This is a genomic window from Bradyrhizobium sp. AUGA SZCCT0160, from assembly GCF_018130105.1.
In the GTDB taxonomy this organism is placed as follows: Bacteria; Pseudomonadota; Alphaproteobacteria; order Rhizobiales; family Xanthobacteraceae; genus Bradyrhizobium.
Window position 1 is genome coordinate 70363 of sequence record NZ_JAFCMD010000025.1, and the last position, 24131, is coordinate 94493.

At 61.5% G+C, this 24131-nt stretch carries 20 protein-coding genes and 2 pseudogenes; 12 read left to right on the top strand and 10 right to left on the bottom strand.

Annotated elements, in window-relative coordinates; all coding sequences use genetic code 11:
• Positions 1–61 precede the first annotated feature (61 nt).
• The 6 genes from JQ558_RS30910 (at position 62) to JQ558_RS30935 (ending at position 5276) form a co-directional block, all read left to right on the top strand.
• Positions 62–535 (top strand): GNAT family N-acetyltransferase, encoded by a 474-nt coding sequence (locus JQ558_RS30910; RefSeq protein ID WP_212296158.1) that lies wholly within the window; start codon positions 62–64, stop codon positions 533–535.
• Between the two features lie 129 nt (positions 536–664).
• Positions 665–1012, top strand: a complete 348-nt coding sequence (locus JQ558_RS30915; protein WP_212276206.1) for a rhodanese-like domain-containing protein — start codon at positions 665–667, stop codon at positions 1010–1012.
• A gap of 21 nt (positions 1013–1033) precedes the next feature.
• Positions 1034–2203, top strand: a complete 1170-nt coding sequence (locus tag JQ558_RS30920; protein ID WP_212296159.1) for an aminotransferase — start codon at positions 1034–1036, stop codon at positions 2201–2203.
• A 5-nt stretch (positions 2204–2208) separates the two neighbouring features.
• The gene (locus JQ558_RS30925; protein WP_212296160.1) at positions 2209–3315 is read left to right on the top strand and encodes a polyamine ABC transporter substrate-binding protein; all 1107 of its coding nucleotides are present in this window, start codon (positions 2209–2211) and stop codon (positions 3313–3315) included.
• 137 nt (positions 3316–3452) lie between these two features.
• Positions 3453–4373, top strand: a complete 921-nt coding sequence (locus tag JQ558_RS30930) for a pyridoxal-phosphate dependent enzyme (protein WP_283814199.1) — start codon at positions 3453–3455, stop codon at positions 4371–4373.
• Positions 4374–4595: 222 nt separating this feature from the next.
• Complete coding sequence (locus JQ558_RS30935) at positions 4596–5276, top strand: hypothetical protein (RefSeq protein WP_212276211.1); 681 nt, start codon at positions 4596–4598, stop codon at positions 5274–5276.
• A 234-nt stretch (positions 5277–5510) separates the two neighbouring features.
• Here JQ558_RS30935 and JQ558_RS30940 read toward each other — a convergent pair whose 3' ends face one another.
• The 8 genes from JQ558_RS30940 to JQ558_RS30975 all read right to left on the bottom strand — a co-directional run bounded on the left by JQ558_RS30940 (position 5511) and on the right by JQ558_RS30975 (position 13011).
• Positions 5511–6446: a lipid A biosynthesis lauroyl acyltransferase gene (locus JQ558_RS30940; protein ID WP_212207374.1), complete on the bottom strand. Its 936-nt coding sequence runs from the start codon at positions 6444–6446 to the stop codon at positions 5511–5513.
• A 20-nt stretch (positions 6447–6466) separates the two neighbouring features.
• The gene (locus JQ558_RS30945; protein WP_212296162.1) at positions 6467–7744 is read right to left on the bottom strand and encodes a beta-ketoacyl-ACP synthase; all 1278 of its coding nucleotides are present in this window, start codon (positions 7742–7744) and stop codon (positions 6467–6469) included.
• 102 nt (positions 7745–7846) lie between these two features.
• A complete protein-coding gene (locus JQ558_RS30950; protein ID WP_212296163.1) occupies positions 7847–9049 on the bottom strand; it encodes a beta-ketoacyl-ACP synthase in 1203 nt (400 codons plus the stop codon).
• Complete coding sequence (locus JQ558_RS30955) at positions 9042–9515, bottom strand: 3-hydroxyacyl-ACP dehydratase FabZ family protein (RefSeq protein WP_192740420.1); 474 nt, start codon at positions 9513–9515, stop codon at positions 9042–9044. Before JQ558_RS30955 ends, JQ558_RS30950 begins: the two co-directional genes overlap by 8 nt.
• Before the next feature lie 9 nt (positions 9516–9524).
• The gene (locus JQ558_RS30960; RefSeq protein ID WP_192740419.1) at positions 9525–9818 is read right to left on the bottom strand and encodes an acyl carrier protein; all 294 of its coding nucleotides are present in this window, start codon (positions 9816–9818) and stop codon (positions 9525–9527) included.
• A gap of 180 nt (positions 9819–9998) precedes the next feature.
• Positions 9999–10361 carry a hypothetical protein gene (locus JQ558_RS30965; RefSeq protein WP_212276215.1) on the bottom strand — a complete coding sequence of 121 codons (363 nt, stop codon included), beginning with the start codon at positions 10359–10361 and terminating at the stop codon, positions 9999–10001.
• A gap of 131 nt (positions 10362–10492) precedes the next feature.
• Complete coding sequence (locus tag JQ558_RS30970) at positions 10493–11071, bottom strand: peroxidase-related enzyme (protein WP_212296164.1); 579 nt, start codon at positions 11069–11071, stop codon at positions 10493–10495.
• Positions 11072–11265: 194 nt separating this feature from the next.
• Positions 11266–13011: an ATP-binding protein gene (locus JQ558_RS30975; RefSeq protein WP_212207379.1), complete on the bottom strand. Its 1746-nt coding sequence runs from the start codon at positions 13009–13011 to the stop codon at positions 11266–11268.
• Between the two features lie 461 nt (positions 13012–13472).
• Between JQ558_RS30975 and JQ558_RS30980 the strand changes: the two are divergent.
• Positions 13473–15320 (top strand): annotated as a pseudogene (locus JQ558_RS30980) (putative bifunctional diguanylate cyclase/phosphodiesterase); the annotation flags it as partial.
• Positions 15321–15380: 60 nt separating this feature from the next.
• Here JQ558_RS30980 and JQ558_RS30985 read toward each other — a convergent pair.
• Together JQ558_RS30985 and JQ558_RS30990 are read right to left on the bottom strand one after the other, a co-directional pair.
• Positions 15381–16424 (bottom strand): transporter, encoded by a 1044-nt coding sequence (locus tag JQ558_RS30985; RefSeq protein ID WP_212296166.1) that lies wholly within the window; start codon positions 16422–16424, stop codon positions 15381–15383.
• A gap of 193 nt (positions 16425–16617) precedes the next feature.
• On the bottom strand, positions 16618–17859 hold the full coding sequence (locus JQ558_RS30990) for a helix-turn-helix domain-containing protein (RefSeq protein WP_409410608.1): 1242 nt from the start codon (positions 17857–17859) through the stop codon (positions 16618–16620).
• A gap of 278 nt (positions 17860–18137) precedes the next feature.
• Here JQ558_RS30990 and JQ558_RS37550 point away from each other — a divergent pair, with 278 nt between their 5' ends.
• The 5 genes and pseudogenes from JQ558_RS37550 (at position 18138) to JQ558_RS31015 (ending at position 24082) form a co-directional block, all read left to right on the top strand.
• The gene (locus tag JQ558_RS37550; RefSeq protein ID WP_249142718.1) at positions 18138–18608 is read left to right on the top strand and encodes a hypothetical protein; all 471 of its coding nucleotides are present in this window, start codon (positions 18138–18140) and stop codon (positions 18606–18608) included.
• A 91-nt stretch (positions 18609–18699) separates the two neighbouring features.
• The gene (locus JQ558_RS31000; protein ID WP_212296198.1) at positions 18700–19623 is read left to right on the top strand and encodes a formylglycine-generating enzyme family protein; all 924 of its coding nucleotides are present in this window, start codon (positions 18700–18702) and stop codon (positions 19621–19623) included.
• Between the two features lie 32 nt (positions 19624–19655).
• A complete protein-coding gene (locus JQ558_RS31005; RefSeq protein ID WP_212296167.1) occupies positions 19656–21521 on the top strand; it encodes an arylsulfatase in 1866 nt (621 codons plus the stop codon).
• A 72-nt stretch (positions 21522–21593) separates the two neighbouring features.
• Positions 21594–22624, top strand: a pseudogene (locus tag JQ558_RS31010) (HAD family hydrolase).
• 51 nt (positions 22625–22675) lie between these two features.
• Positions 22676–24082 carry a DUF1254 domain-containing protein gene (locus JQ558_RS31015; protein WP_212296168.1) on the top strand — a complete coding sequence of 469 codons (1407 nt, stop codon included), beginning with the start codon at positions 22676–22678 and terminating at the stop codon, positions 24080–24082.
• Positions 24083–24131: the final 49 nt, after the last annotated feature.

The following is a 24131-nucleotide window of genomic DNA, read 5'->3' on the forward strand; positions in this document are numbered from 1 at the left end:
CCAGACAATCTGGTATGACATCCGCGCGGGTCTCACGTCCCGCCGCTGGATCACACGTCACATGGATGCTGCCGTTCACCGCCTGGCTACGTTCGACGACGCGGCACTTCTGTTCGAGGTGCGGCGACGATCGATCCTTGAGCTGGCGCCGCCGAAAATGCCGGTCGCAGACGCCGAGGCGTGGGCGAGGCAGCTCGCGCCTGCCGGAATGGAGCGGAAGCTTCGCGACCTGGAAATATGGATTGCTGAACTGGATGGCGTCGTAGCCGGGTGGGGCGCCATCCGCGGCGACGTCCTTGAGGGGCTGTACACGGCCCCCGAATATGCCGGGCAGGGCGTCGGCGCCGGGTTACTTGACCGGCTCGAAGCGCTGATGCGTGGACGCGGCTTTGAGGTGGTTCGCGCCGAAGCAAGCACAAATGCCAAGGGATTCTACCTACGACGGGGGTACAGGGTGACCGGTCCGCAAACGCCGGTCGGGGCTTGGCCGATCGCAAGGCAACTCTGCCCTGAAAACACCGCTGCAAGAGAATAAATCGTGACATGCGATGTGGGCCGCGTGGCCCGTTTTTGGTCATCCTTTAAACCGTTCACAGCGCTTGATTTTCGTCGCGCCAGAGGCGAGTTTGGCGCCCGGCTGGCGGGCGGGACCCCTCAAAGCAGGATGTCGGGAGGATTTTACGTGGCGGACCATCAGGTGCACGATTTGACGCCGGAAGATGTCGCAAAGGGCATGGCGGAGGGACGCTATCTGCTCGTCGACGTGCGCGAGCCGAACGAGGTCGCCGTCGAAGCTTATCCGGACGGCGTGGTGGTTCCGCTGCAGTCGTTCGATCCGGCGGCCATTCCAGACCCCAAGGGCAGGCAGGTGGTTTTCGCCTGCCGCTCGGGCAAGCGCTCGGTGACGGCGTCGCTGGCGGCGCAGGCCGCTGGGCTCCCCTATGACAAGCATTTGGCGGGCGGCATCATCGGCTGGAAGGCTGCGGGACTGCAAACCAAGGCCGGCGGCTGATCCAGGGACTGCTTTGAAAAAATGACCTCCATGAACAAGGTCTTCGCCGACCTTCCCGTCACCGTCTTCGAGGCGATGTCTCAAGCCGCGCGCGACAACAACGCCATCAATCTCGGGCAGGGTTTTCCGGATGATCCCGGGCCCGAGGACATCAGGCGCGCCGCCGCGGACGCGTCGATCAACGGCTATAACCAATACCCGTCAATGATGGGCATTCCGGAGTTGCGGCAGGCGATCGCCTCCCATTATGGACGCTGGCACGGGTTGAACCTCGACCCGATGAGCGAAGTGATGGTGACCTCGGGCGGCACCGAGGCATTGACGTCGTCCATTCTTGCCGTCGTCGAACCCGGCGATGAGGTCGTCTGCTTCCAGCCGGTCTATGACAGCTACCTGCCCATCATCCGCCAGGCTGGCGGCATCCCGCGGCTGTTGCGTCTCGAGCCGCCGGACTGGCGGCTCAGCGAGGAGATGCTGCGCAGCGTCTTCAGTCACAAGACCAAGGCGGTGCTGTTCAACAATCCGCTCAATCCGGCCGCCGTGGTCTATCCGCGCGAGGACCTCGAATTGCTAGCGCGGTTCTGCCAGGAGTTCGACACTATCGCGATCTGCGACGAGGTTTGGGAGCATGTCACCTTCGACGGCCGCGAGCACATCCCGCTGATCACGATCCCGGGTATGCGCGACCGCACCATCAAGGTGGGCAGCGCGGGCAAGATCTTTTCGCTGACGGGGTGGAAGATCGGCTTCGTCTGCGCCGCGCCACCGCTGCTGCGCGTGGCCGCGAAGGTGCACCAGTTTCTCACCTTCACGACGGCGCCCAATTTGCAGGCCGCCGTCGCCTTCGGTCTCGACAAGCCGGCCGAGTATTTTTACGACATGCGCAAGGAGCTGGCGCGGAGCAGGGATCGCCTGACGAAGGGGCTCGAGAGCATCGGCTTTCCCGTCCTGAAATCACAAGGCACTTATTTCCTGACCGTCGACCTGTCGCCGCTCGGACTCAACGAGACCGACGTGCAATTTTGCCATCGCATCGTCAACGACTACAAGGTCGCCGCGATCCCGGTGTCGGCGTTCTACGAACAGGATGCGGTGACGTCGGTGGTGCGTTTCTGTTTCTCCAAGAAGGATGAAACGCTGGACACGGCGCTGGAGCGTCTGTCGGACGCGGTGCATCGCCGGAAGAGGTAGACGAGATGCGCGAGCGGACCCGCAATGTTGTCGGTTTCATTGCCGCGGTTGCCGCGATCCTGTTGCTGTCGCCGGCGAGGGCCGAAGAGCGCACGGTCAATTTCTACAATTGGTCGAACTACATGGCGCCTGGCGTGTTGGAGGATTTCACCAAGGAAACCGGCATCAAGGTAACTTACGACACCTTCGACGCCAACGAGACGCTGGAGACGCGGCTGCTGGCCGGAAAATCCGGCTACGACGTCGTCGTTCCCACCGGCTATTTCCTGCAGCGCCAGATAACGGCCAAGGTTTTCCTGAAACTCGACAAGTCGAAACTGCCCAACCTCGCCAATGCCTGGCCGGTGGTGACGAACCAGCTCGCGACCTACGATCCCGGCAATAATTACGGCGCCAACTACATGTGGGGCACCACCGGGATCGGCTACAATGTCAAAACGGCGCAGAAGATTTTGGGCGCTGACGCCAAGATCGACAGCTGGGACATCGTCTTCAAGCCGGAGAACCTCGCAAAATTCAAGGATTGCGGCATCCACATGCTGGATTCCGCCGACGACATTCTGCCTGCGGCGCTGAGCTATCTCGGCATCGATCCGAACTCGACCAAGCAGGCCGATCTGGAAAAGGCCGCCGATCTCGTCACCAGGATCAGGCCTTATGTCCGCAAGTTTCACTCGTCGGAATATCTGGGCGCGCTGGCGTCGGGCGAAATCTGCTTCGTGGTCGGCTGGTCGGGCGACATCATGCAGGCGCGCAGCCGCGCGGCGGAGGCCAGGAACGATGTCGAGATCGGCTACACCATCCCGAAGGAAGGCGCGCAGATGTTCTTCGACAATCTCGCGATCCCGGCCGACGCCAGGAACGTCGCGGAAGCCTATCAGCTGATCGACTATCTCTACCGGCCGGAGGTCGCCGCCAAGAACTCGGATTTCCTGTCCTACGCCAACGGCAATCTGGCGAGCCAGAAGCTGGTCGATCCCAAAATCCTCAATGACAAGAACATCTATCCGGACGAAGCGATCCAGAAAAAGCTGTTCGTGATCAACGCCCGCGATCCCGTGACCCAGCGCATCATCAACCGGCTCTGGACCCGGGTGAAGACCGGGAAGTAGGATAGGCACGATCGCGCGACGAAATATTGCGGGTCAGCTTCACGAGAAAAGTCGGACCGTCACAACAGCTGATTAGACAGGTATGTGAATCTGCCTGATAAGCGGCGATGTTTATTCGCATTTGCCGCTAAGTCGAAATGCCTGGTTCGTTGATCGTTCCTTCCCCCGGCGATCTCCAATTCATTGCTCGCCACGCACTAAAGACTCCTGTGCGAACTTCGCCCGTGCTGGACGCGCAGGTCGGGCGGATGATCCACGTCAAGGATGAGACCGTTCAACGCAGCGGATCGTTCAAGTTTCGCGGTGCCGTACTTGGGTTAGGAAACGCCGAGCGAGGTGTTGTTGCTGCCGGAGCAGGAAATTTTCCAATCGCGGTTGGTTTGGCGGCTCAGGTGCTCGACAAACCAGCCTGTCTGTTTATGCCCGGCGACGCACCAGATCTCAAACGAGAACAGGCGCGGAAAACCGGAGCTGAGATGAAGATCGCCGGGCGGTCGGAGCTAACTGCACGTGCGCAGGCGGAAGCGCGGAGACGCGGGTGGCGTAACCTGCACGCCTTCGAAGACATCGAGATGATTGCGGGAAGCTATACGCTTGGTTCGGAGGTGGCAGCCGCCATTGAGGCGAGCAGTGCTGCTTCCGATGCGGTGGTTGTGGCCTGCGGCGGTGGCGGACTGGCTGCGGGTGTGACTCTTGCGCTGCGGTCGCGGTCTATTTCCGCTGCGATCTATGTTGTCGAGCCCGCCACCCACCGACGATACGCCCGGGCACGCGAAGCGGGGATGCCAGTCCGGATCGAATCTTCAGGGGATACGATATGCGATGCGCTGCGCGCGCGTCAGATCGGGACGCGCGCATTCGAAATCCTGGAGCAGTCGAACGTCCGGGTGTGCGCGGTCGATGACGAGCTTGTGCAGGGTGCAAGGGCGCTGCTCCACGCGACATGCGGCATCCGGGCGGAGCCGAGCGGAGCGTTGGCGATGGGAGCTGTCCTCGGCGGCGCCATCGGCAGCGAGCATTCGCGCGTCTGGGTCATTGCTTGCGGAGGAAATGCGTAAACCTGTGCCGTTGGAGAGAGAATGCCAGCGCCGCAGGGCTCAACCTGGAAAGCTCTTGTTAAACGCGGCGGCGTCACCGGTTCCTCCAAGGTGGAAAGACTTGCCGCTGCCGGCAAGATTTTCCGGTCGGTCCAGTCTGGCTGTGGGAACACCAGTCTTTTCAATCATCTCCGCGTGGCATGGCGATTGCTTTCACCCTGAATGCTGCGGAAGGGTGTATCGATGATTACGAGTACGGCTGGTGCCGGGAGCTATTTGCGTCCCGCGCAAACCTCTTCGACGACGGTGTTGACGCGGGCCGACGCGTTACCCGTGCCCCAGGCAGATGCAAGCACCACAACGGAAAAAGCGAAGCAGGGCATTCCGGTTTCGGAGCTGAAGAAGCTCGACACATCCGGATTGAAGGCCGTCTCGATCAAGGACCACCCCGAGCTGCGCGACCGGATGGCGATGATGTGGCTGGCGACGCAAGCCGCGAATTCAGCCGCTGCCACCGATGTGCCCGACAATGCGCCGCAAAACATCTATGCCACCGTCAAGGTCAACGGCAAGGTCGTGGCCACCCTTTATAACGGCGGGTCTTCGGTGATGACGAACGCCGCCGCGGCAACGGTCGGGGACCTGCAAGATCCTCCCGGCCTGATCGGTGGCCCTGATCTGGCGCAATCGCGCGCGGAGCGTATCGCGAAAGGCGTGGGCGGGACGATCGAGAAGGCTTCCACGGCGATCACGCAATCGGCATGGCGGCCACGTCAGAGCGTGTCGACAAGCTATACACGCCAGCAATTGGATGCGGCCTTCGAGGCGATGCAGGCGGAAGGGCAAAAGGCCATCGCGCAGCGGCAGACGGGTTATTCAGTTCCGCAGGGGTCCGCCGGCGCCTATGCGGATATCAGTGCCTGAGGCTGCCTGGGGCTATGCCGTAAGATCCCGGATGTTGTTGCGCTACTGTTGCCGGAACCCGAGGCAGATTCTATAGCTGCCGCCGGGAGCATCACATGACCAACATCTTCACGTTCTTTTCGACGCGCACGCTGCTGCAGATCATCTTTATCCTGGGGGCGACCGTCGCGATGAAGGCCTGGAACCTCGGTTTGGTGTTCGGCGGCTAAGCCGGCCCGGGCTACCAACGGTGCGCTACCGCCACCTTCGGTGCAGCCACAGCCACTGGTCCGGATATTCGCGCACCCAGCCCTCGATGACAGAGGTCACGGCCTGCATCGTGCCGGCGATGTCGATCTGTCCTGACGCATCGCGCACCGGCTTGACCTCTTCGGAGAGTTCGGCGCGGAAGCGATGGTTGGGCAGGCGAATGATACGCACGCCATGGATCGGGCATTCGACCTGGCGCACCAGCCGCGCCAGCGTCGGATTGGCCTTGGTCTTGCGGCCGAAGAAGGTGACGTCGACGCCGTTGGTCAAATACTGATCGACCAGCATCGCGACGTGCTGGTTGTTTTGCAGCGCTTCGGCGAGCTTGAGCGGCGCCTCGCGGCCGGCCGGAATCAAGGTGCCCATTTTGACGGCGCGGATCCGCTCGATCGCGCGATCGGCGGATTCGCTGTTGGGCCGCCGGAACAGGATCGCGCAATCGAGCCCGTGCGCGACGGCGCCGAGCGCCGGTATTTCCCAATTGCCGAGATGGCTCGCGAAGATGATGGCCGGCTTGCCGTCGTCCCTGAGCTGATCGAAGATCTGCTTGGTCCGCGCGCCGAACTCGATGCGGCTGGGCTTGTCCGGATGATCGACGTCGTAATCCCAGATGTGATCGAGATGGGCAAATTCAGCGCCGATGCGGCCGAGATTGTCCCAGACGCCGGCCAGGATCTTCTCGATCTCTTCCGGCGATTTTTCCGGGAAGGCGGCCGTGAGGTTCTCGCGGCCGATCCGGTCCTCACGCAGCCTGCGGCCGATGAAGCGCGTGACGCGGCCGAAGAAATTGGCGGTCTTGTCCGGATCGAAATAGCGCGTGGTGCGCAACAACGCGATCGTCAGCCCGCCAACGGCGGCTTCCGCAACCGGCTTGGCGGCGTCGCGCAGGCGCGCCTTGGTTCGTAGGAGCAGGCGGTTCATGTTCTCAAAAAGCGCAGCTGCTAAGCCGGTTCACGCGTCAGGATCAGCGAGGCATTCTGCCCGCCGAAGCCGAACGAGTTGGACATCACGGCGGTGACGCGGGCGTCGCGCGCCTTGTTGGCGACGACGTCGAACAGAATCGCCGGATCCGGAACCTCGTAGTTGATGGTCGGCGGAATCCGCTGATGCTCGAGCGTCAGCAGCGAGAACACGGCCTCGACCGCGCCGGCGGCCGAAATCGTGTGCCCGACCATCGACTTGTTCGACGACACCGGGATCTTCGGCAAATGATCGCCGAATACGACGGCGGTGGTGTTGTACTCCATCTTGTCGTTTTCCGGCGTCGCGGTGCCATGCGCGTTGATATGGTCGATCTGCTCCGGCTCGAGGCCGGCATCCGCCAGCGTCTTGCGCATGCAGCCGATGATCGGCTTGCCGTCCGGGCTGGAGCGGGTGCGGTGGAACGAGTCGGTCAGTTCGCCGCAGCCGGCGACGACGCCCAATATCCTGGCGCCCCGCGCCATTGCGGACTCATAGCTTTCCAGCACCATCGCGCCGGCGCCTTCGGCCATGACGAAACCATCGCGGTTTTTGGAGAATGGTTTTGAAGCTGCTTGCGGCGGATCGTTCTGCGTCGATAGCGCCGACAGCAGCGAGAACCGCACCAGAGCTTCCGGATTGACCGAGCCGTCGGTCGCCACGCACAGGGCGGCATCGGCGTCGCCGCGGCGGATCGCTTCAACGCCGAGCTGGATCGCGGTCGCACCGGACGCGCAGGCGGTGGAGAGCGAGATCGGCGAGCCCTTGGTGCCGTAGGTCTCGGCCAGATGGCTTGCCACCGAGCCGAACATGAAACGGTGATGGAACGCCGAGAACCGGCCGCCGCCGCTGACGCGCAGCATGTCCTCATAGCCGAAATCGGTCTTTCCGATTGCGCGTCCGAGTTCCAGCCGCTGCGGCCACTCGACCTCGACGGGTGCCACCGCGAGGAACAGCGGCCCGGGGAAGTCGGCCTTGCCGCCGATGGCAGCCTGTTCGAGCGCTTCCTCGGTCGCCAGTTTGGCCAGCTGCTCGGTCAGTCCAGTCGAGGAGACGGGATCGACACGGACGAAGTCGACCGTCCCCGCCATCGTCGACTTCAGGCCGTCGATCGGGAAGCGCGTCACGGTGCGAATGCCGGATTCGCCCGCGGTCAGCCTGGTCCAGTTGTCCTTCTTGCCGGCGCCAAGCGACGTCACGACGCCCATACCGGTGACGACGACGATCGGCCTGCCGAATTTATCGCGTGGTGCTGACATGTTTCCCCCGTCGATGCTGCGCCGCAACTGCAAGCGCTCGCGCGCTCATTTCATGGTCTCGGCGTGATCCCGCCTGACAGCGATCTGGTTCCGGATCACGCGCTACTTGATGGCCTCGACCAGCGCCATGCCTTCGCCCTGCCAGTGACCGGCCCCGAGCACCACAATCTGGTCCGGCACACCAGGCTTTTCAACCTCGAGCCCGGTCGGATCGTTGGGCGGAAACAGCGCGCCGCGCGACAGCGACAGTGCCGCCAGCGCCAGTCCCAGCGGAAACTGGGTTTCCAGCGTGTGGCCGAACATCGTCCCGGTCGCGCGCACGGCAAAGCCGGGATGCTGGCGCAGGAATTCCTTTTCTTCCGACGTCACCGGTCCGACGCCGGTCGCGCCGGTAATCAGGTTGCCGGTATCGCCGGTGACGCCGAGCTTCGGCCACAGCGCTTGCAGCGATTTCGTCACCGCGCCGGGTTGCTTGCGTTGGGCGAGGTCGGCGACCACTTTGGTCAGCCGGGCGTAGGGCTTGGCGCCGCGGGCTTCGGCGTGCTCGCGGGATTCCATCACCAGGAAGCAGCCGGCGGAGCCGAGCGCGAAACCGCCTTTGTCGTCGCGCTGCCACACCGGGGTGTATTTCTCGGTCAGATTGAAATCGCCGAATTCATAGAGGATGAGCAGATCGGGGCGCTCGCCATTATGCGCGGCGCCGACCAGCGCGATCTCGCTCTGCCCGGATTCGATCCGCGCCAGCGCGATCCGCGCCGCATCGATGGAGGCTGCTTCCTCGCCCATGAAAGTGCGCGAGGTTCCGGACACGCCATGGACGATGGCGATGTTGCCGGCGAGCAGGTTGGAGAGCTGGGCCAGAAACAGCGTCGGCCGCAAATCATTCATCAGCCGTTCGTTGAGGAAGGCCGGACTCGAATTGCCCTTGGCGTCGGCGTTCATGATCGCGAGGTCGACGGCAATGTCGCGCTCGCCGCCGCCGGCGGCCACGATCATGTCCATCCGTCCCAGGATTTCCTGGTTGCCTTTGACGCCGGCGGAATCCAGCGCCAGCCCGGCGGCATAGGTACCGATGCGCTGCCAGGCTTCCATCTGGCGCTGGTCGCCCTTTTTCGGGATCTGCGCGTCAAAGCTGACCGGGGCGAGGGGATGGACGATGTAAGGCGCGAAGCGCTTGTCGTCGACATTGATGCGCTTCTGGTTCAGCGCATCCCAATGCGCATCCAGTCCCTCACCGAGCGAGGACACGATGCCGATGCCGGTGATCCAGACTTCCTTGGCAGCCGGTGCCGTGGGTTCAGTCATGCTTCAGCACCTGCATGGGGAACCCGATCTTTTCGGCCATCGCGTCCATGTGGACACGAAAGGCAGGGTCGGGGAATGGGGTAAGGCCGAAGGTTATTTCAGCGCTGCACTTCAGTTCCTTGCCGATGCGGCCCTTGGCCTTGGTGACCGCAAAGCCGGAACCTTCGTGCTCGACCTTGGCTTCGATCGTCAGCAACTGACCGGGACTGACGAAACCCCGCATCTTGGCTTCCTTGACGATGGCCAGGAACGGCATGCGCTCGAACTTCAACACGCCGAGCAAAAGCCAGCCCGAACTCTGCGCCATCGCTTCGGTCAGCAGGACACCGGGCATGATTGGAAAGCCGGGGAAATGCCCCTCGAAAATGGTGTGCTTTTCCGGAACCTGGGCTTCGACCACAATCGTCCGTTCGCCGAGATTGAGGTCGACGATACGGTCGATCAGCTTGAAATAATCAAGGTCCATGGTGGGCGATTACGCGCCCGTGCCCGCGTTCTTGGCCGCGACCAGTTCGTCGATACGATCGGCGAGATTTTTCAGCACGAAGTACTGTTCGGTCGTGGCCTTGCCGTCGTTGACCTCCTGGGTCCATTTTTCGAGCGGCATCTTGATCCCGAACGCCTTGTCGATGGCAAAGGCGATGTCGAGAAAGTCCAGGCTGTCGATGCCCAGATCGTCGATGGCGTGACTCTCCGGCTTGATCGTGTCGCGCGGAATGTCGCAAGTCTCGGCGATAATGTTGGCGATCTGATCGAATGTAGAAGACATCATTAAGCCTTTGATATACTGGAGATAAATCCGGGACGGCTAGGGGGAGGCGGGCGCGGCGTTTTTCCCTCGGCCGGAGTCGAGAGCCCGTATATCGGAGCGCAGCCCTGAGTTCAATGGAGGTTGGCAACCCCTGTGGGGACCGATTTATCGGCAAAAACGGCCGTTTAGGCCTGCCTTCTAACTGTGCGGCATTGCGGAAATCCGGGCGCAGTCCCGGCGTCCCATCAGCACGCAATCCTGGGTCTTGCGCAGATCGGCAATGCTGATCGCGAGCCATATCCCGATCACCGTCAGCGCCATCGTGAAGGCCAGGGCCGCAATGTTGGCCAGCATGCGATGGCGGAAGTCGTCCGGCTCGTCACGGGACCGTTCGTAGCGGGACAGATCGCTTGCCGCCGGTTGGGCACTGGTCGGGGCGGGCGGCTGGACATTGCCCGCGGCGGGCTCGTCCCGCCGGCTGGGGGGATGGGCCGAGGTGCGCGGCCGGAATTTGACCACGACGTGCTCGTCATCCCCTTGTATGGGCAGCTGAGTCTTCACTGCAGTCGGTCCACAAAGCTTGTAGTCCTGTTTAGCATGCCGGCCGTGCTTCCAACATAAAATGTTGGTGCGTATCCACGCAGGCCCATCCCCGCAGAGTCTCATGGAACCAAGGCTTGGCGAGCGTGTGGCTATTTCGGCAGCCGCCCCATCATGTAGAACTCGTCGTTCGGCCGCATCGCGGTGACGTTGGCCAGCCGGTTCGACAGCGCAAAGAACGCGGAGATCGCCGTGATGTCCCAGATGTCGTCGTCGGAGAATCCGTGGCCGGCGATCTCGGTAAAATCCTGTTCGGAAACCGTGTTCGCCTCCTGGCTCACCTTCATGGCGAAGTCGAGCATGGCGCGCTGGCGCGGCGTGATGTCGGCCTTGCGGTAGTTGACGGCGATCTGGTCGGCGATGACAGGGTTCTTCGCCCGGATGCGCAGGATCGCGCCGTGGGCGATCACGCAGTAATGGCACTGGTTGGCGCTGGACGTCGCCACCACGATCATTTCGCGCTCGGCCTTGGAGAGGCCGCTGTCCTTTTCCATCAGCGCATCATGATAGGCAAAGAACGCGCGAAACTCGTCGGGACGGTAGGCCAGCGTCAGAAAGACATTGGGCACGAAGCCCGATTTCTCCTGCACCGCCAGCATACGGGTGCGGATATCCTCCGGCAGCTTATCGAGGGAGGGTGTCGGGAAGCGTTTTGGAACAGGCTGCGTCATGGAATGGTCCCGGCTTTGGCCGCGCGATGCGGCGCTGATGGCTGAACCATATAAAGCGTTTTCGAGCGAAGTGGATACCGGTTCGCGTGAAGAAAACGCGTCAACACAACCGCGTTTGCTGCCGAGCTAACTGCCCGGGACTTGATCCCGGCAGGCGGGTTCGCGCACAAAAAAACCTGCGCGAACACCAATGGTTAGCGCAGCGGCTTCTTCAACAGCGAGAAGCGGTCGGGATCCAGCCCCAGCGACGGCTGCAGCATCGGCGCTTCGATAGAACGCGGCTCCAGCGTTCGTGCGGCGGGCCGTTCGTTGATCATGGGATCGTTGGGAACGTCGCGATGCGAGGTGGCGCCACGCCAGCGGTCCAGCACGGCGCTGACGAAATGCATGTCATGGCCGGCGGCAACCGACGGCGCGGTCGCAATCGTGGCCTCGCTGCGCGGCAATTGATGGATCGGCACTTCCTTGAAGCGCAACCGCGTCGGCAGTGCCACGCCTTCGCCGAACGCCAGCACTTCGCGGGTGCCGAGCGAGGGCACGAACGACAACAGATTGGCGGCGGCGTCCGAGACGGCCGAGCGCAGCAGGGCCTGGTCGCGGTCGTTGGCAAGGCGCATCGCAAACAGCGTGTTGCACTGGGAGATGATGGTGGCGTCGAGTTCGGCCGGACGCTGCGTGACCAGGCCGAGATAGACGCCGTATTTGCGGCCTTCCTTGGCGATACGCGAGACCGCCTTGCGGGTCGGTCCGAAACCGATATTGCGGTCGGCGGCGGCGTAACGATGCGCCTCCTCGCAGACGAACAGCAGCGGCGAGACGCCGTCGCTCCAGAGGCCGAAATCGAACGCCATGCGGCACAGCACCGACACCACGGAATCGACGACTTCGGCGGGGAAGCCGGCGAGCTGCATGATGGTCATCGGCCGGCCATTGGCGGGCAGGCGGAACAGATGGCTGATGACTTCCGCCATGGTGTCGCCGCCGACATTGGCGTTGTCGAACATGAACGCGTAGCGCGGGTCGTTGCGCACGGTTTCGATGCGCGAAATCAGCTTGTGATAGATGATGCGCGATGAGCGATTCTCCAGCTTGCCCATCCGCTCGTCGATCAGCGAAATCAGATCGACCAGCCGGTAGGGCACCGGCGTATCGACGGTGTAGCCGATCGCCTTGGGATCGATCCGCTTCAGCCCGACCCGGTCGGCGTTCTGGTACTGGGTGTAGATGCCCTTCGCCATCGGAATGACTTCGGCGAGAATATCGAGCTCTTCGGGCACGCCGGGGCGGCCGGCGAACAGGACGTCGACGATCTCTTCGAAATTGAACAGCCAGAACGGCAGTTTCAGGTTCCGCGGGTTGAGCACCAGCGCCCGGTCGCCGAAGCAGCGGCCGTATTCGTTATGGACGTCGAGCAGGAAGATGCGCAGGTTCGGCCGCGACTTGAGGATTTCGTTGAGCAGCAGCGAGACGCCGGTCGATTTGCCGACGCCGGTGGAGCCGAGTACGGCGAAATGCTTGGAGAGCATTTCCTCGACGTCGACATAGGCGATGACCGAGCGGTCCTGTTGCAGCGTGCCGACATTGATCTGGTCCGAACCGGTCGGGGCATAGACCGTGCGGAGTTCCTGATTGGTGATCAGCTCGACGGCATCGCCGATGGTCGGATAGTTGGTGACGCCGCGCTGGAATTTCGGACGATCGCCGCCGAGGATTTCGCCGAGCAGGTCGACGCCCGCGCTGGCAATGTAATTATCGGAGCTCGGCAGATCCTCGCAGGTTACGTCGGTGATCATGGCGACGATGGTGGAAGTTGCGCAGCGGATGCTGATGAAACGGCCGACAGTGGCGCGTACTTCCGAGGTAGCCATCTGGCTTACCGCAAGAAGTCCGACCCGGGCGAGGGAGCCGCGCACCGAAATCACACGTCCGAAGGATGTCACGATGTTGAACCTGGCATGTCATGAGATTGATCTGGCTGCATTATGGGCGGCCGGGACTAGCGAAACGGTTAAACCGGCGTCGTTCCCGATTGGCTAAATCTGTTGCATCCCGCTCAGGCTTCGTTTTGCAACAGGCGCCTGCCGCGGCCACAACACGCTAGTTGTGCAGGAAAATCAGCGCTTTTCTGCATTTGTGCGCGCGCGTGCGATCGCCTCTGGATTAATCATTCGTTTACCACATCGGGGGAGAGGCCGGATTTGATCGGGCGCCGGCAATGTCCGGTACCGGACTCGAGATCAAGCATCAGTCCGCGTATCGCGGTAACCGATTGCTAACCGCAAGTTGTAACCCGCCTTCCATTTGTGATGCGTAACGATGTCACGCTGGGACGGACCAAGGTGACTTTCGATAGCGGCCATACATGCCGGGCGATTCTGCGAATCCTGTAGAGAAGACCGGGACGGTGAGGCGCCTGGCGCTTTGCGCTGTCCTGATCGCCGTGGCGATTTTGGCTGGCGTGGCGACATCGGCGTGGGAGCTTCGCGAACGCGTACTGCTTGCCCTCGTCGTCATCCTCGCACTCGTCGTCGCTCTGCTGCTGAGGCGCCATCGATTGTCCGAGCAGCGGCTTGCGGCCGAGCGGCGCCAGCTCAGCGTTGCCGTGAACAATATCCCGCAAGGTCTTGTTCTCTATGATGCATCGGCGCGTATCGTCATTTGTAACCAGCCCTATCTCGATATGTTTGGCCTGTCGCCGGATGTGGCCAAGCCCGGCTGCACGATGCATCGTTTGATCGAACACCGCAAAGAAACCGGATCCTTTGACGGCGATGTCGACGCGTTCTGCAATGCCATCATCCGCACCGTGTCGCTCGGCAAGGCCACGCGGCAACTGACGGAAGCGCCGGGCGGCAGGGCGATCGAGATCGTCAACCGGCCGCTGAATGCGGGTGGCTGGGTGGCCACGATCGAGGACATCACCGAGCGCACCCGCGCTGACGAGAAAATTGCCCATCTGGCGCATTATGACGGGCTGACCGACCTGCCCAACCGGCTCCTGTTTCGCCAGCGACTGGACCAGGCGCTGAAGGCGGTCCAACCGGGCGAACAGCTGGCGGTGTTCTATATCGACATCGACGAATTCAAGAGCGTCAACGATGCCCTCGGCCACGCGATCGGCGATGAGTTGCTCAAAGGCGTGGGCGAAAGGCTGCGCTTGTGTCTGAAGGATACAGATGTCGCGGCGCGGCTGGGCGGTGACGAGTTTGCCGTGATTCAAACCGCTATCAAGAAACAGTCGGAAGCCACTCAACTTGTTGAAGGAATTTACGCGGCGATCAGGGCGCCGTTCGAGTGCGCGGGCCACCTGATCACGACAGATGCCAGCATCGGCATCGCGCTCGCCTCCGGCGATGGGCTCGATCTCGACCAGTTGCTCCGGAACGCGGACCTCGCGTTGTACGGCGCCAAGAGCGACGGACGGCGGACCTATCGCTTCTTCGAGGTCGGCATGGACGCCCGCGCCAAGGCGCGACGAGTCCTGGAACTCGAATTGCGTCAGGCGATATCAGATGGCGGCCTCGAGGCCTATTATCAGCCGGTGCTCAATCTCGAGGACGGCAAGGTCTCCTCCTGCGAAGCGCTGCTGCGATGGCGCCACCCCGAACGCGGCATGATTTCGCCTGCGGAGTTCATTCCGGTCGCCGAAGACACCGGCCTGATCAACGAGCTCGGTCACTGGGTGCTCAACACGGCGTGCGCCGAGGCTGCCAACTGGCCGGCGGAGATCCGCGTCGCGGTCAACGTCTCACCGGTTCAGTTCCGGAGCCAGACGCTGGCGCTCAACGTGGCGGCGGCCCTTGCTGCCTCGGGCCTCGCCGCATCCAGGCTCGAGCTCGAGATCACCGAGGCGGTGCTGATCCGCGACGACGACGGCGCGCTTCAGATGCTGCATCAGTTGCGCAAGCTGGGGGTACGCATCGCGCTGGACGATTTCGGCACCGGGTATTCCTCGCTGAGCTATCTGCAGCGGTTTCCATTCGACAAGATCAAGATCGACCGATCCTTCATCAGGGATCTGGCCGGCGCAGGCGCCTCGTCGTCGATCGTCCAGGCGGTGGTGAACATTGCGGCCGCGAGCGACATGACGACGACAGCGGAAGGCGTCGAGACCGAGCAGCAGCGAAACCTGCTGTACATTCTCGGCTGCACCGAGATACAGGGATTTCTGTTCAGCCCCGCGATACCAGCCGAGGACATTCGGCGGCTGCTGCTCTCGCACCGCGGAAAGGTGGTATCCGCGGCTTGAATCCTGTAGCCGGCCCTGACGCGGGCTCCCGGCGAAACCCGTGGTGGTTTGGATCGATCGCTATTTGCTCACCAGGCGCTTGGTCGGGGTCACCGTGGTCGGTACGGCCTCGGAAATCGAGAATGTCAGCCATGTATTCCAGCCGGACGGACGATTGGCAGCGGCAAACTCGCCATACCCCTTCAGTCCGAGGAATGCCTGGTTCTCCCCAATCTTAAAAATGTATCCGATCTGCGGGCCCATCCCGAAAACGCGCGAGCGAAAACCACCGAGAACGGCCGGCTGACCGAAATCGTCGGTGATCTGTTGATAGGCGTAGCCGACCAAGCCGAAAAAGACCTGCTTGGACAGAAATTGCGATACGCCCCAATCGAAATGCAAATCAATGCCGCTTTGGTATTGAGTATCGGGATTCTTGAAGTTGTAAGTGACGCCGCCGACGCCGGAGATTTCCGTGCCTGTAGCAGTGTTTAGATAAGTGTAGCCGGCACCAAAATCGATGGCGCCATGACCAATTCCAACGTTGGAGATCCGGTCGGGTTTGTAGTCACCGACGGGAATGTCACCCGCTCCGTAGACCATGTAATTGTGGACGCCGCTGTTCCACTTCAGCTTAAAGGTCGGATAGAGATCCCCATAAGAGACGAGCGCGTCCTGGAGAAATCCTTGGAATGTGTTGCCGAGCGGTCCCGTCAAGGTGCCGGCGATGCTTGCGGAATTTCTTCCCCAAACGCCGGCCAGGGTCGCCGACAATTGGCCTCCCAGAAAAGGTTCTGCGAAGGTGTAGGTGGGTGCGATGAACTGCAGGTCAGCTTGACCACTCAGATTCACATTCAGATTGACATTTACGGAACGGGGAACCCCGTTGACCTGGACTACCCGGGAGGCCGCCGCCGCTCCCGACGCGTTCACGGAGGTGTGGTAGTAGATCGTTGCGACTGACCAGCCGGGCGTTGTGGGAGTCGCTGACAGGCTGCCATATAATCCCGGGAGCCAGAATGAGATACCGCTCTCGTCGGCGTGTGAGACCGCAGGGCAAAGTACGAGCGCCGTCGTCACCAACACGCCACCAAGTCGTCTGATGTTTGATTCGATTCTCAACATGCACCACTCCCCTCGTTGCATGCGCGACACGAACTTCCTTGGTTCCCGATGAGCGGAATCATTCGTCGAGCCCGTCGCAACTTCCAATAGTAGGCCACAGGCAGTTCGAAAATCCGTGGCCGATGAGTTACAGCCGGAATTATTCGGGCTGCAGTCTGAGAAAAGCTTTGTCACGTACGATTCGATGCCGCGCTTACGTCGGACTGCTAGCGAAATGCGGACCAATCTCCCTACGGGACCCGCGGCCGCCAAGCGTTTCCGATGGATACTCCCCGAACAGCGAATAATAGTAGTGCGAGAAGCGTCCAAGCTCGATGAAACCGTGCTGGATCGCTACCTGCGCGACGGTGACCGTCGCAGGGGTGCTCTCCCTCAGAACGGAATGAATGGCACAAAGCCGTTTGTGACGCAGGTACGTTATCGGTCCCAAACCGAGGACGTCGTAAAATGCGCGATGCAGCGTCCGTCGCGACACGTTGAGGTGGGCGCAGATTTCGGAAACGTGCACCGGGCGAAGGCCGGCTGCATCGAGATAATCGTCCACCTTCCCGACCAATTGGGTCGCCGAGGGCAAAAGCCCTCTGGTGTCCGGCGGCAACGATTGCACGATCGTTCCGGTGACGGCGTCGATGATCGACCGTTTCCAGAAATCGGCGACGGCATCGGATAAGCCGGTCTGCTGCCGCGCCAACCGGGAAATGATCAGCGGCAGTCGTTTTGTCGCTGCGATGCCGATCGCAGGGTCCGCCTGATAGACGTTTTTATCGAGCCATGCCGCGGGATCGCTCAACCTTGGTTCACTCTTGAAGAGAGACGTGACCTCGGCGAGATCGAGGCGGATTGCGGCATAGGCCGCGGCGCCATGGAAAATGCCGTCATGTTCGGTGCTGGGTGGCACGACCAGAACATCCGCCGGACGCATATCGAACGACCAGTGGGTGACCCGGTCTTGCGAATTGAGGAGCATTCCGACAACGAGCTTGTCGTCGGTCGAAATGCGCTGGGTACGAACGCCCACGGAAAACGAGCCGATGCTCAGCGAAAAATCTCCGATGCCGACATGGCTCAACGAGCCGCGAAACTTTCCGCGGCCGAGCTGCATCACCTCGACGTGCGATCCTCTGATCGCGTTATGAAGGCCTTCGAAGCTGTCCAGACTGGAGGAACTGACCGCAAGCTGCCCGCTCATGGCGCCGCCGCCCGCTTCTCGAGCGCGTGGAGCCTTGCCGCAGCGAGAAGTAACACACACAAACCATAGCGCATCGACAACTCCCCAAGGAAGCGATGCCCCATCCCCGACTCGATCTAGCCACAACTCCAGCGCGATCACAATGAATTTCAGTGATCCGCTGTTGCACAGACGCTCGGCGCAGCTCGGGAGCCGACGAGAATATTTGCCTAAAGTTTTGGACAGTACGACATGAAGTTCGGTCAATGCGTTGATCGATTTGCGAAGTTGTCCATTAAGGCTGAAATCGAGCCGATGCAGATTGGCACAAACTGCACATCACAGAGCTTCGAGATTCGTTTAGCCTGCAAGTGCGCCAATGTGTCTCGTAAGCCTTTGAAGAGGCTGGCGCCAATGTGCCGCACCAAAAAATTGGGCGGAAGATAGGGAAGAGGGGCTGACTGATCTACGTCTGCCGCGCGCAACCTTGACGCGAGCGGCCGCAATAAGAAAAGGGTCCGCCTATGCGTTCAACAAGAACCCGCTTGATCGATCTGGCCAACGCTCGCAACGAAATGCTCTACGCGCTGGCCTTCTCCGCCTTCGTTGTTCTGACGCCTTCGCCGGTAACGGCGACGGTCATCGTGCCCTCCGGTTCGCTGCAGCAGCAACTCAGGCAAGAACTCACACAAGACAGTCTGGTGACTGAAGTCCGCGCGCGAGCCGGAGGCTCTGTACGCCGGACCACCGTCGTCGGTCCGCGAGGCAACGCTGCCAGTCGGACCGTGGTGCGTGGGGGGGCGGTGGTGGGTCCGGGTGTCGCGCGCCCCGGCCGCTGGGTCCGTCCGGCCAATTACTATTGGCGTCCGGGCGGCGCGATCGCCGCCGGTGCCGCGATCGGATTCGTCGCCGCTGCTTCCGCAGCAGCCTATGCCGGCTCACCACCGGCGCCCGGTTACTGCTGGTACTACACCGATCCGGGCAAGACGCAGGGCTTCTTGGACGTTTGCCCGTAACCGCGCACGTCAGGAGTTCAGTGTCATGACGCTGCTGCAAACCGACATAGAGCGGGACGACAAACCATCGGAAGATAACCGGACCGCCGACATGGTCAGGATTCCCGGCGGCACGTTCCGCATGGGCTCCGACAAACATTATCCTGAGGAAGCGCCGGTACATCGCGTGACGGTGGACGGCTTCTGGATCGACCGCACGCCGGTGACCAACCATCTGTTCAAGCGGTTCGTGATCGCAACCGGGCACAAGACCTTTGCCGAAATCCTGCCCGATCCGAAGCATTATCCAGGTGCCTTGCCGCACATGCTGTACGCGGGCTCGCTGGTGTTCGAGCGGCCGCACTCGACCTACGACCTGCGCGACTGGAGCCAGTGGTGGTCTTTCATGAAGGGGGCTGACTGGCGGCATCCCTACGGGCCGAAGAGCAACATCAACGTCCTCAACGATCATCCCGTGGTACATATCTCCTATTCGGACGCGCTGCTCTATGCGCGATGGGCGGGCAAGGACCTGCCGACCGAAGCCGAGTGGGAATTCGCCGCGCGCGGCGGCTTCGACGGCGCCGAATTCGCATGGGGCGACGAATTCACGCCCGATGGCGCGCATATGGCCAATACCTGGCAGGGCGAATTCCCGCTGCACAATCTTCACGAGGACGGCTACGAGCGCACCTCGCCGGTGACGGCCTTCCCGCCGAACGGCTACGGCCTGCACGACATGATCGGCAATGTCTGGGAATGGACCTCGGACTGGTACACGCCCAAGCATGAAGCCGACGCGCCGAAGGCGTGCTGCATTCCCGAAAATCCCCGCGGCGGGCGCGAGGAGGGCAGCTACGACCCACGCCAGCCGAACGTCAAAATCCCGCGCAAGGTCATCAAGGGCGGTTCGCATCTGTGCGCGCCGAATTACTGCCGCCGCTATCGCCCGGCGGCGCGGCATGCGGAGGCGATCGATACCTCGACCAGTCACCTCGGATTCCGGTGTGTAGTGAGGAGTCCAGCCACGCGATGATTTCCACTGTCGTGCAACGAGCGGAGAGTTGAGTGTCCAGCGAAAAAAAAACCAACAACCATACCGAAGGCTTCACCGACGACAACGATGACCGCACGGTCAGCCGCCGCAACATCCTGCTTGGTTCGTCGGCGCTGGTGGCGGCGGCGACCTTGACCTCCGCAGCGCTCGCGCAGGGACAAAAAGCTGCGCCAGCAGCCCCGGCGGCTCCTGCTCCGGCGCCTGCTGCTCCGACGGCTGCCGCTGCGGCGTCCGGCCGCAAACCCAATATCCTCATCATCTGGGGTGACGACGTCGGCATCGCGAACATCAGCGCCTATTCCAACGGGCTCATGGGCTACGAGACGCCGAACATTGACCGCATCGGTCGCGAAGGAATCAAGCTTCAGCACTATTATGGCGAGCAGTCATGCACCGCGGGCCGCGCAGCGTTTCTGACCGGCCAGCATGGTATCCGCAGCGGCCTCACCAAGGTTGGCTTTCCCGGCGCACCGATGGGAATGAGCCAGCTCGATCCGTCTGTCGGCGGTCTGCTCAAGAATCTCGGCTACGCCACCGGCCAGTTCGGCAAGAACCATGTCGGGGATCTCAACGAGTCGCTGCCGACCGTGAACGGCTTCGACGAATTCTTCGGCAATCTCTACCATCTCAACGCCGAGGAAGAGCCGGAACTGCCGGACTATCCGAAGGACCCGGCCTACCTCGCCAAGTTCGGCCCGCGGGGTGTCCTGAAATGCAAGGCGACCGACCGCGACGATTCCACGGTCGATCCGCGTTTCGGCAAGATCGGCAAGCAGACCATCGAGGATACCGGTGCGTTGACCAAGAAACGCATGGAGACGATCGACGACGAGACATCGGCCGCGGCGATCGACTTCATCAAGCGGCAACAAGCCGCCGGCAAGCCGTTCTTCTGCTGGTTCAACAGCACGCGCATGCACCTTCGCACACACGTCCGCGCCGGCCATCGTGGCCGCTACACCCACGGCGACAGCGAGTACATCGATGGCATGCTTGAGCACGACGATACCGTCGGCAGCCGGCTCAAGGCCCTGGACGATATGGGCCTCGCCAACGATACCATCGTGGTCTATTCCAGCGACAACGGTCCCCACATGAACTCGTGGCCCGATGGCGCCATGACCTGGTTTCGTTCGGAGAAGAACACCAATTGGGAAGGCGCCTTTCGTGTACCGTGCCTGGTCCGCTGGCCCGGCGTAATCAAACCTGGCACCGTCACCAACGAACTGATGAGTCACAACGACTGGATTCCGACCCTTTGTTCCGCCGCTGGCGAACCCGATATCGTCAACAAGCTCAAGGCCGGCTACACGGCCAACGGCGTCAATTACAAGGTGCATCTCGACGGATTCGACCAGACCGCCTTCCTGCGCAATGTCAGCGGCACCGCAGGCAACAACAACGGTACCAGGAGCGCGCGCGACAAGTTCTTCTATGCCGACGATGACGGCATGCTGGTGGCGTTGCGCAAGGGTGATTACAAGTACGTGTACGCCGAACAGCGCTCACCCGGGACGATGCAGGTTTGGGCCGAGCCCTTCACCAAGCTTCGCTTGCAGAAGATTTTCAATCTGCTGCAGGACCCGTTCGAACGCGCCGACATCACCTCCAATACGTTTTGGGATTGGCAGCTCAACCACGTCGGACAAGTCTATGGCGCGATGGACGACGTCGGCGCATTCGTGATGACGTTCAAGGAGTTTCCGCCGCGCTCGTTCCCGCCGAGTTTTGTGCCGGCAACGATCCTCGAGGAGCAACTCGACGACATCAAGGACAACCGTGCGAAGGCCGGCCAAAGGGCTCAGAGCATCGACAAGATCCGCTCCGGCGTGAACCAGATGATCGAGCAACAACTCCGGCAGCGTGGCGTGAGGTAAGCGAGGCACCGCGATTCCGGCTCGCCTACGGGCGGGCCAGATTATTTGTTGCCTCAGCGACCTCGAATTCGAATGGTCGGTTCAATGTCGGTATTCCAGCTTAATGCCGTCCGCCACGTTTTGTTCGTTGCGTGGCTGGTCGTCAGTTTCGTCACGGTCCCTCATTTCGCCGTCGCTCAGTCCGATCCGCTGCCCGCCTGGAACGACGGCGCAGTCAAAAAGTCCATTACGGAGTTTGTCTCGCGCGTAACGACACAAGGCGGTGCCGACTTCGTTCCCGTCGAGCAGCGCATTGCCACCTTCGACAATGACGGCACGCTGTGGTGCGAGCAGCCGGTCTATTTCCAACTCGCGTTCGGCTTCGACCGCATCAAGGCGATGGCGTCGCAGCATCCGGAATGGAAGACGACGCAGCCGTTCAAGGCGTTACTCGACAAGGACATGAAGGCGCTGGCCGCCTCAGGTGAAAAGGGCCTGCTGCAAATCGTGGCCGCCACTCACACCGGCATGACAATCGACGAGTTCGCAAAGGCGGTCATCGAATGGACCGCGACCGCCCGGCATCCGCGCTTCAACCGGCCTTACACCCAGCTCGCCTATCAACCGATGCTGGAACTGCTGGCCTACCTGCGCGCCAACGGCTTCAAGACCTTTGTCGTGTCCGGCGGCGGCGTCGAGTTCATGCGGCCGTGGATGGAAAAGGTCTACGGCATTCCGCCCGAGCAGGTGGTGGGCTCGTCAGGCGTGGTGAAACTCCAGACCGGCGCCAATGGCAAGCCGGAGCTGATGAAGCTGCCCAAGATCGAATTCATCGATGACGGTCCCGGCAAGCCCGTCGGCATCAACCGCTTCATCGGGCGGCGACCGATCTTCGCATTCGGCAATTCCGACGGCGATCTGCAGATGCTGCAATGGACCACCGCAGGCGAGGGCGCCCGGTTCGCCGGCATCGTCCGTCACACCGACGCGAGCGTGAATACGCCTACGACCGGCAATCCAGGATCGGCAAGCTCGACAAGGCGCTGGATGAAGGCGCTGCGAAAGGCTGGTCGGTGGTCGACATGAAGCAGGACTGGATGACAGTCTTTCCGCCCGAGCAGTGAGCCAGCCATCAAAATAAAAAAGATCGTCGCGACAAACTGGAAGGACAATCCATGGGAAACATCACGAAGAAATCGCTTGCCTTCCTCCTGTCTGTTTCCCTGGCGCTGTGCGCCATGACCGCTTTGTCTTTTGCAAAGCCCGTATCGGACAGGGAAGCGCAGCAGATCGCCAGGGAAGCCTACATCTACGGCGTTCCAATGGTGACGGTGTATTCGACGCTATACGAATTCTCGATCGACAAGGGCAATCCGCAGTACAAGGGTCCGTTCAATTCGATCTTGAACGTCGCCCGGGTGTTTACGCCGGACGATACCGCGTTCGTCACGCCCAACTCCGACACCCCTTACACCTTTATCGGCCCTGACCTGCGTGCCGAGCCCATGGTGCTGACCGTCCCGGCGATGGAGAAGAACCGGTACTTCGTGTTCCAGATGATGGATCTCTATACGTTCAACTTCGATTATGTCGGATCGCGAACCACCGGCAATAATGGCGGCGACTATCTGATCGCCGGACCGAACTGGAAAGGCCCGACCCCGAAGGGTATCGCGAAGGTCATCCGCTCCGAAACCCAGCTCGTGAACGTGGTCGGCCGTACGCAACTGTTCAATCCCGACGATCTCGACAACGTCAAGAAAATCCAGGCCGGCTACAAACTGCGTCCATTGTCCGAATACCTCGGTAAGCCGGCGCCGCCGCCCGCGCCTGAGGTGGACTGGATCAAGCCGATGAAGCCGGCCGAGCAGAGCAAGTCGCTCGAATTCTTCAATCAGCTCGCCTTCCTGCTGCCGCTTACCTCGGTAAATCCCGGCGAGGCCGCTCTTCGCAAGCGCTTCGAAAGCATCGGGATCGTACCCGGAAAGTCGTTCGATACGGCGTCGCTGTCCGACGCCAGAAAGGCAGCGCTGCTGAACGGAATGGCGGATGGTCAGAAGGAAATCGACGCCTATCGCGCGACGCTCGGCGGCAAGAGCGCCGATCTGTTCGGCAGCCGCGCGTTTCTGAAGAACAATTATCTCAAGCGCGCCACCGGCACCCAGGTCGGGATCGGTGCCAATTCAAAGGACGAGGCGCTCTATCCGATCTACGACAAGGACAGTGAGGGCAAGCCGCTCGATGGAAGCAGCGGCCGCTACACCTTGCGCTACGCCGATGGCAAATTCCCGCCGGTCAACGCATTCTGGTCACTGACGATGTATGCGCTGCCCAGCCAGCTACTGGTGAAGAATCCGATCAACCGCTACCTCGTCAACTCTCCGATGCTGCCGAACCTGAAGCGTGATCCGGACGGCGGATTGACCATCTACATCCAGAACGATTCTCCAGGTGCCGACAAGGAAGCGAACTGGCTGCCGGCGCCGAAGGGGCGGTTCATGATGGCCGCGCGCTACTACTGGCCGAAGCCCGAGCTTCTGGCTGACAAATGGAAATCGCCTGCGGTGCAGCCGGTCAAATAATGCCAAGCTGGATTTTTATCCGCTGTACCGAACCGAAAAGGAAAAGCAA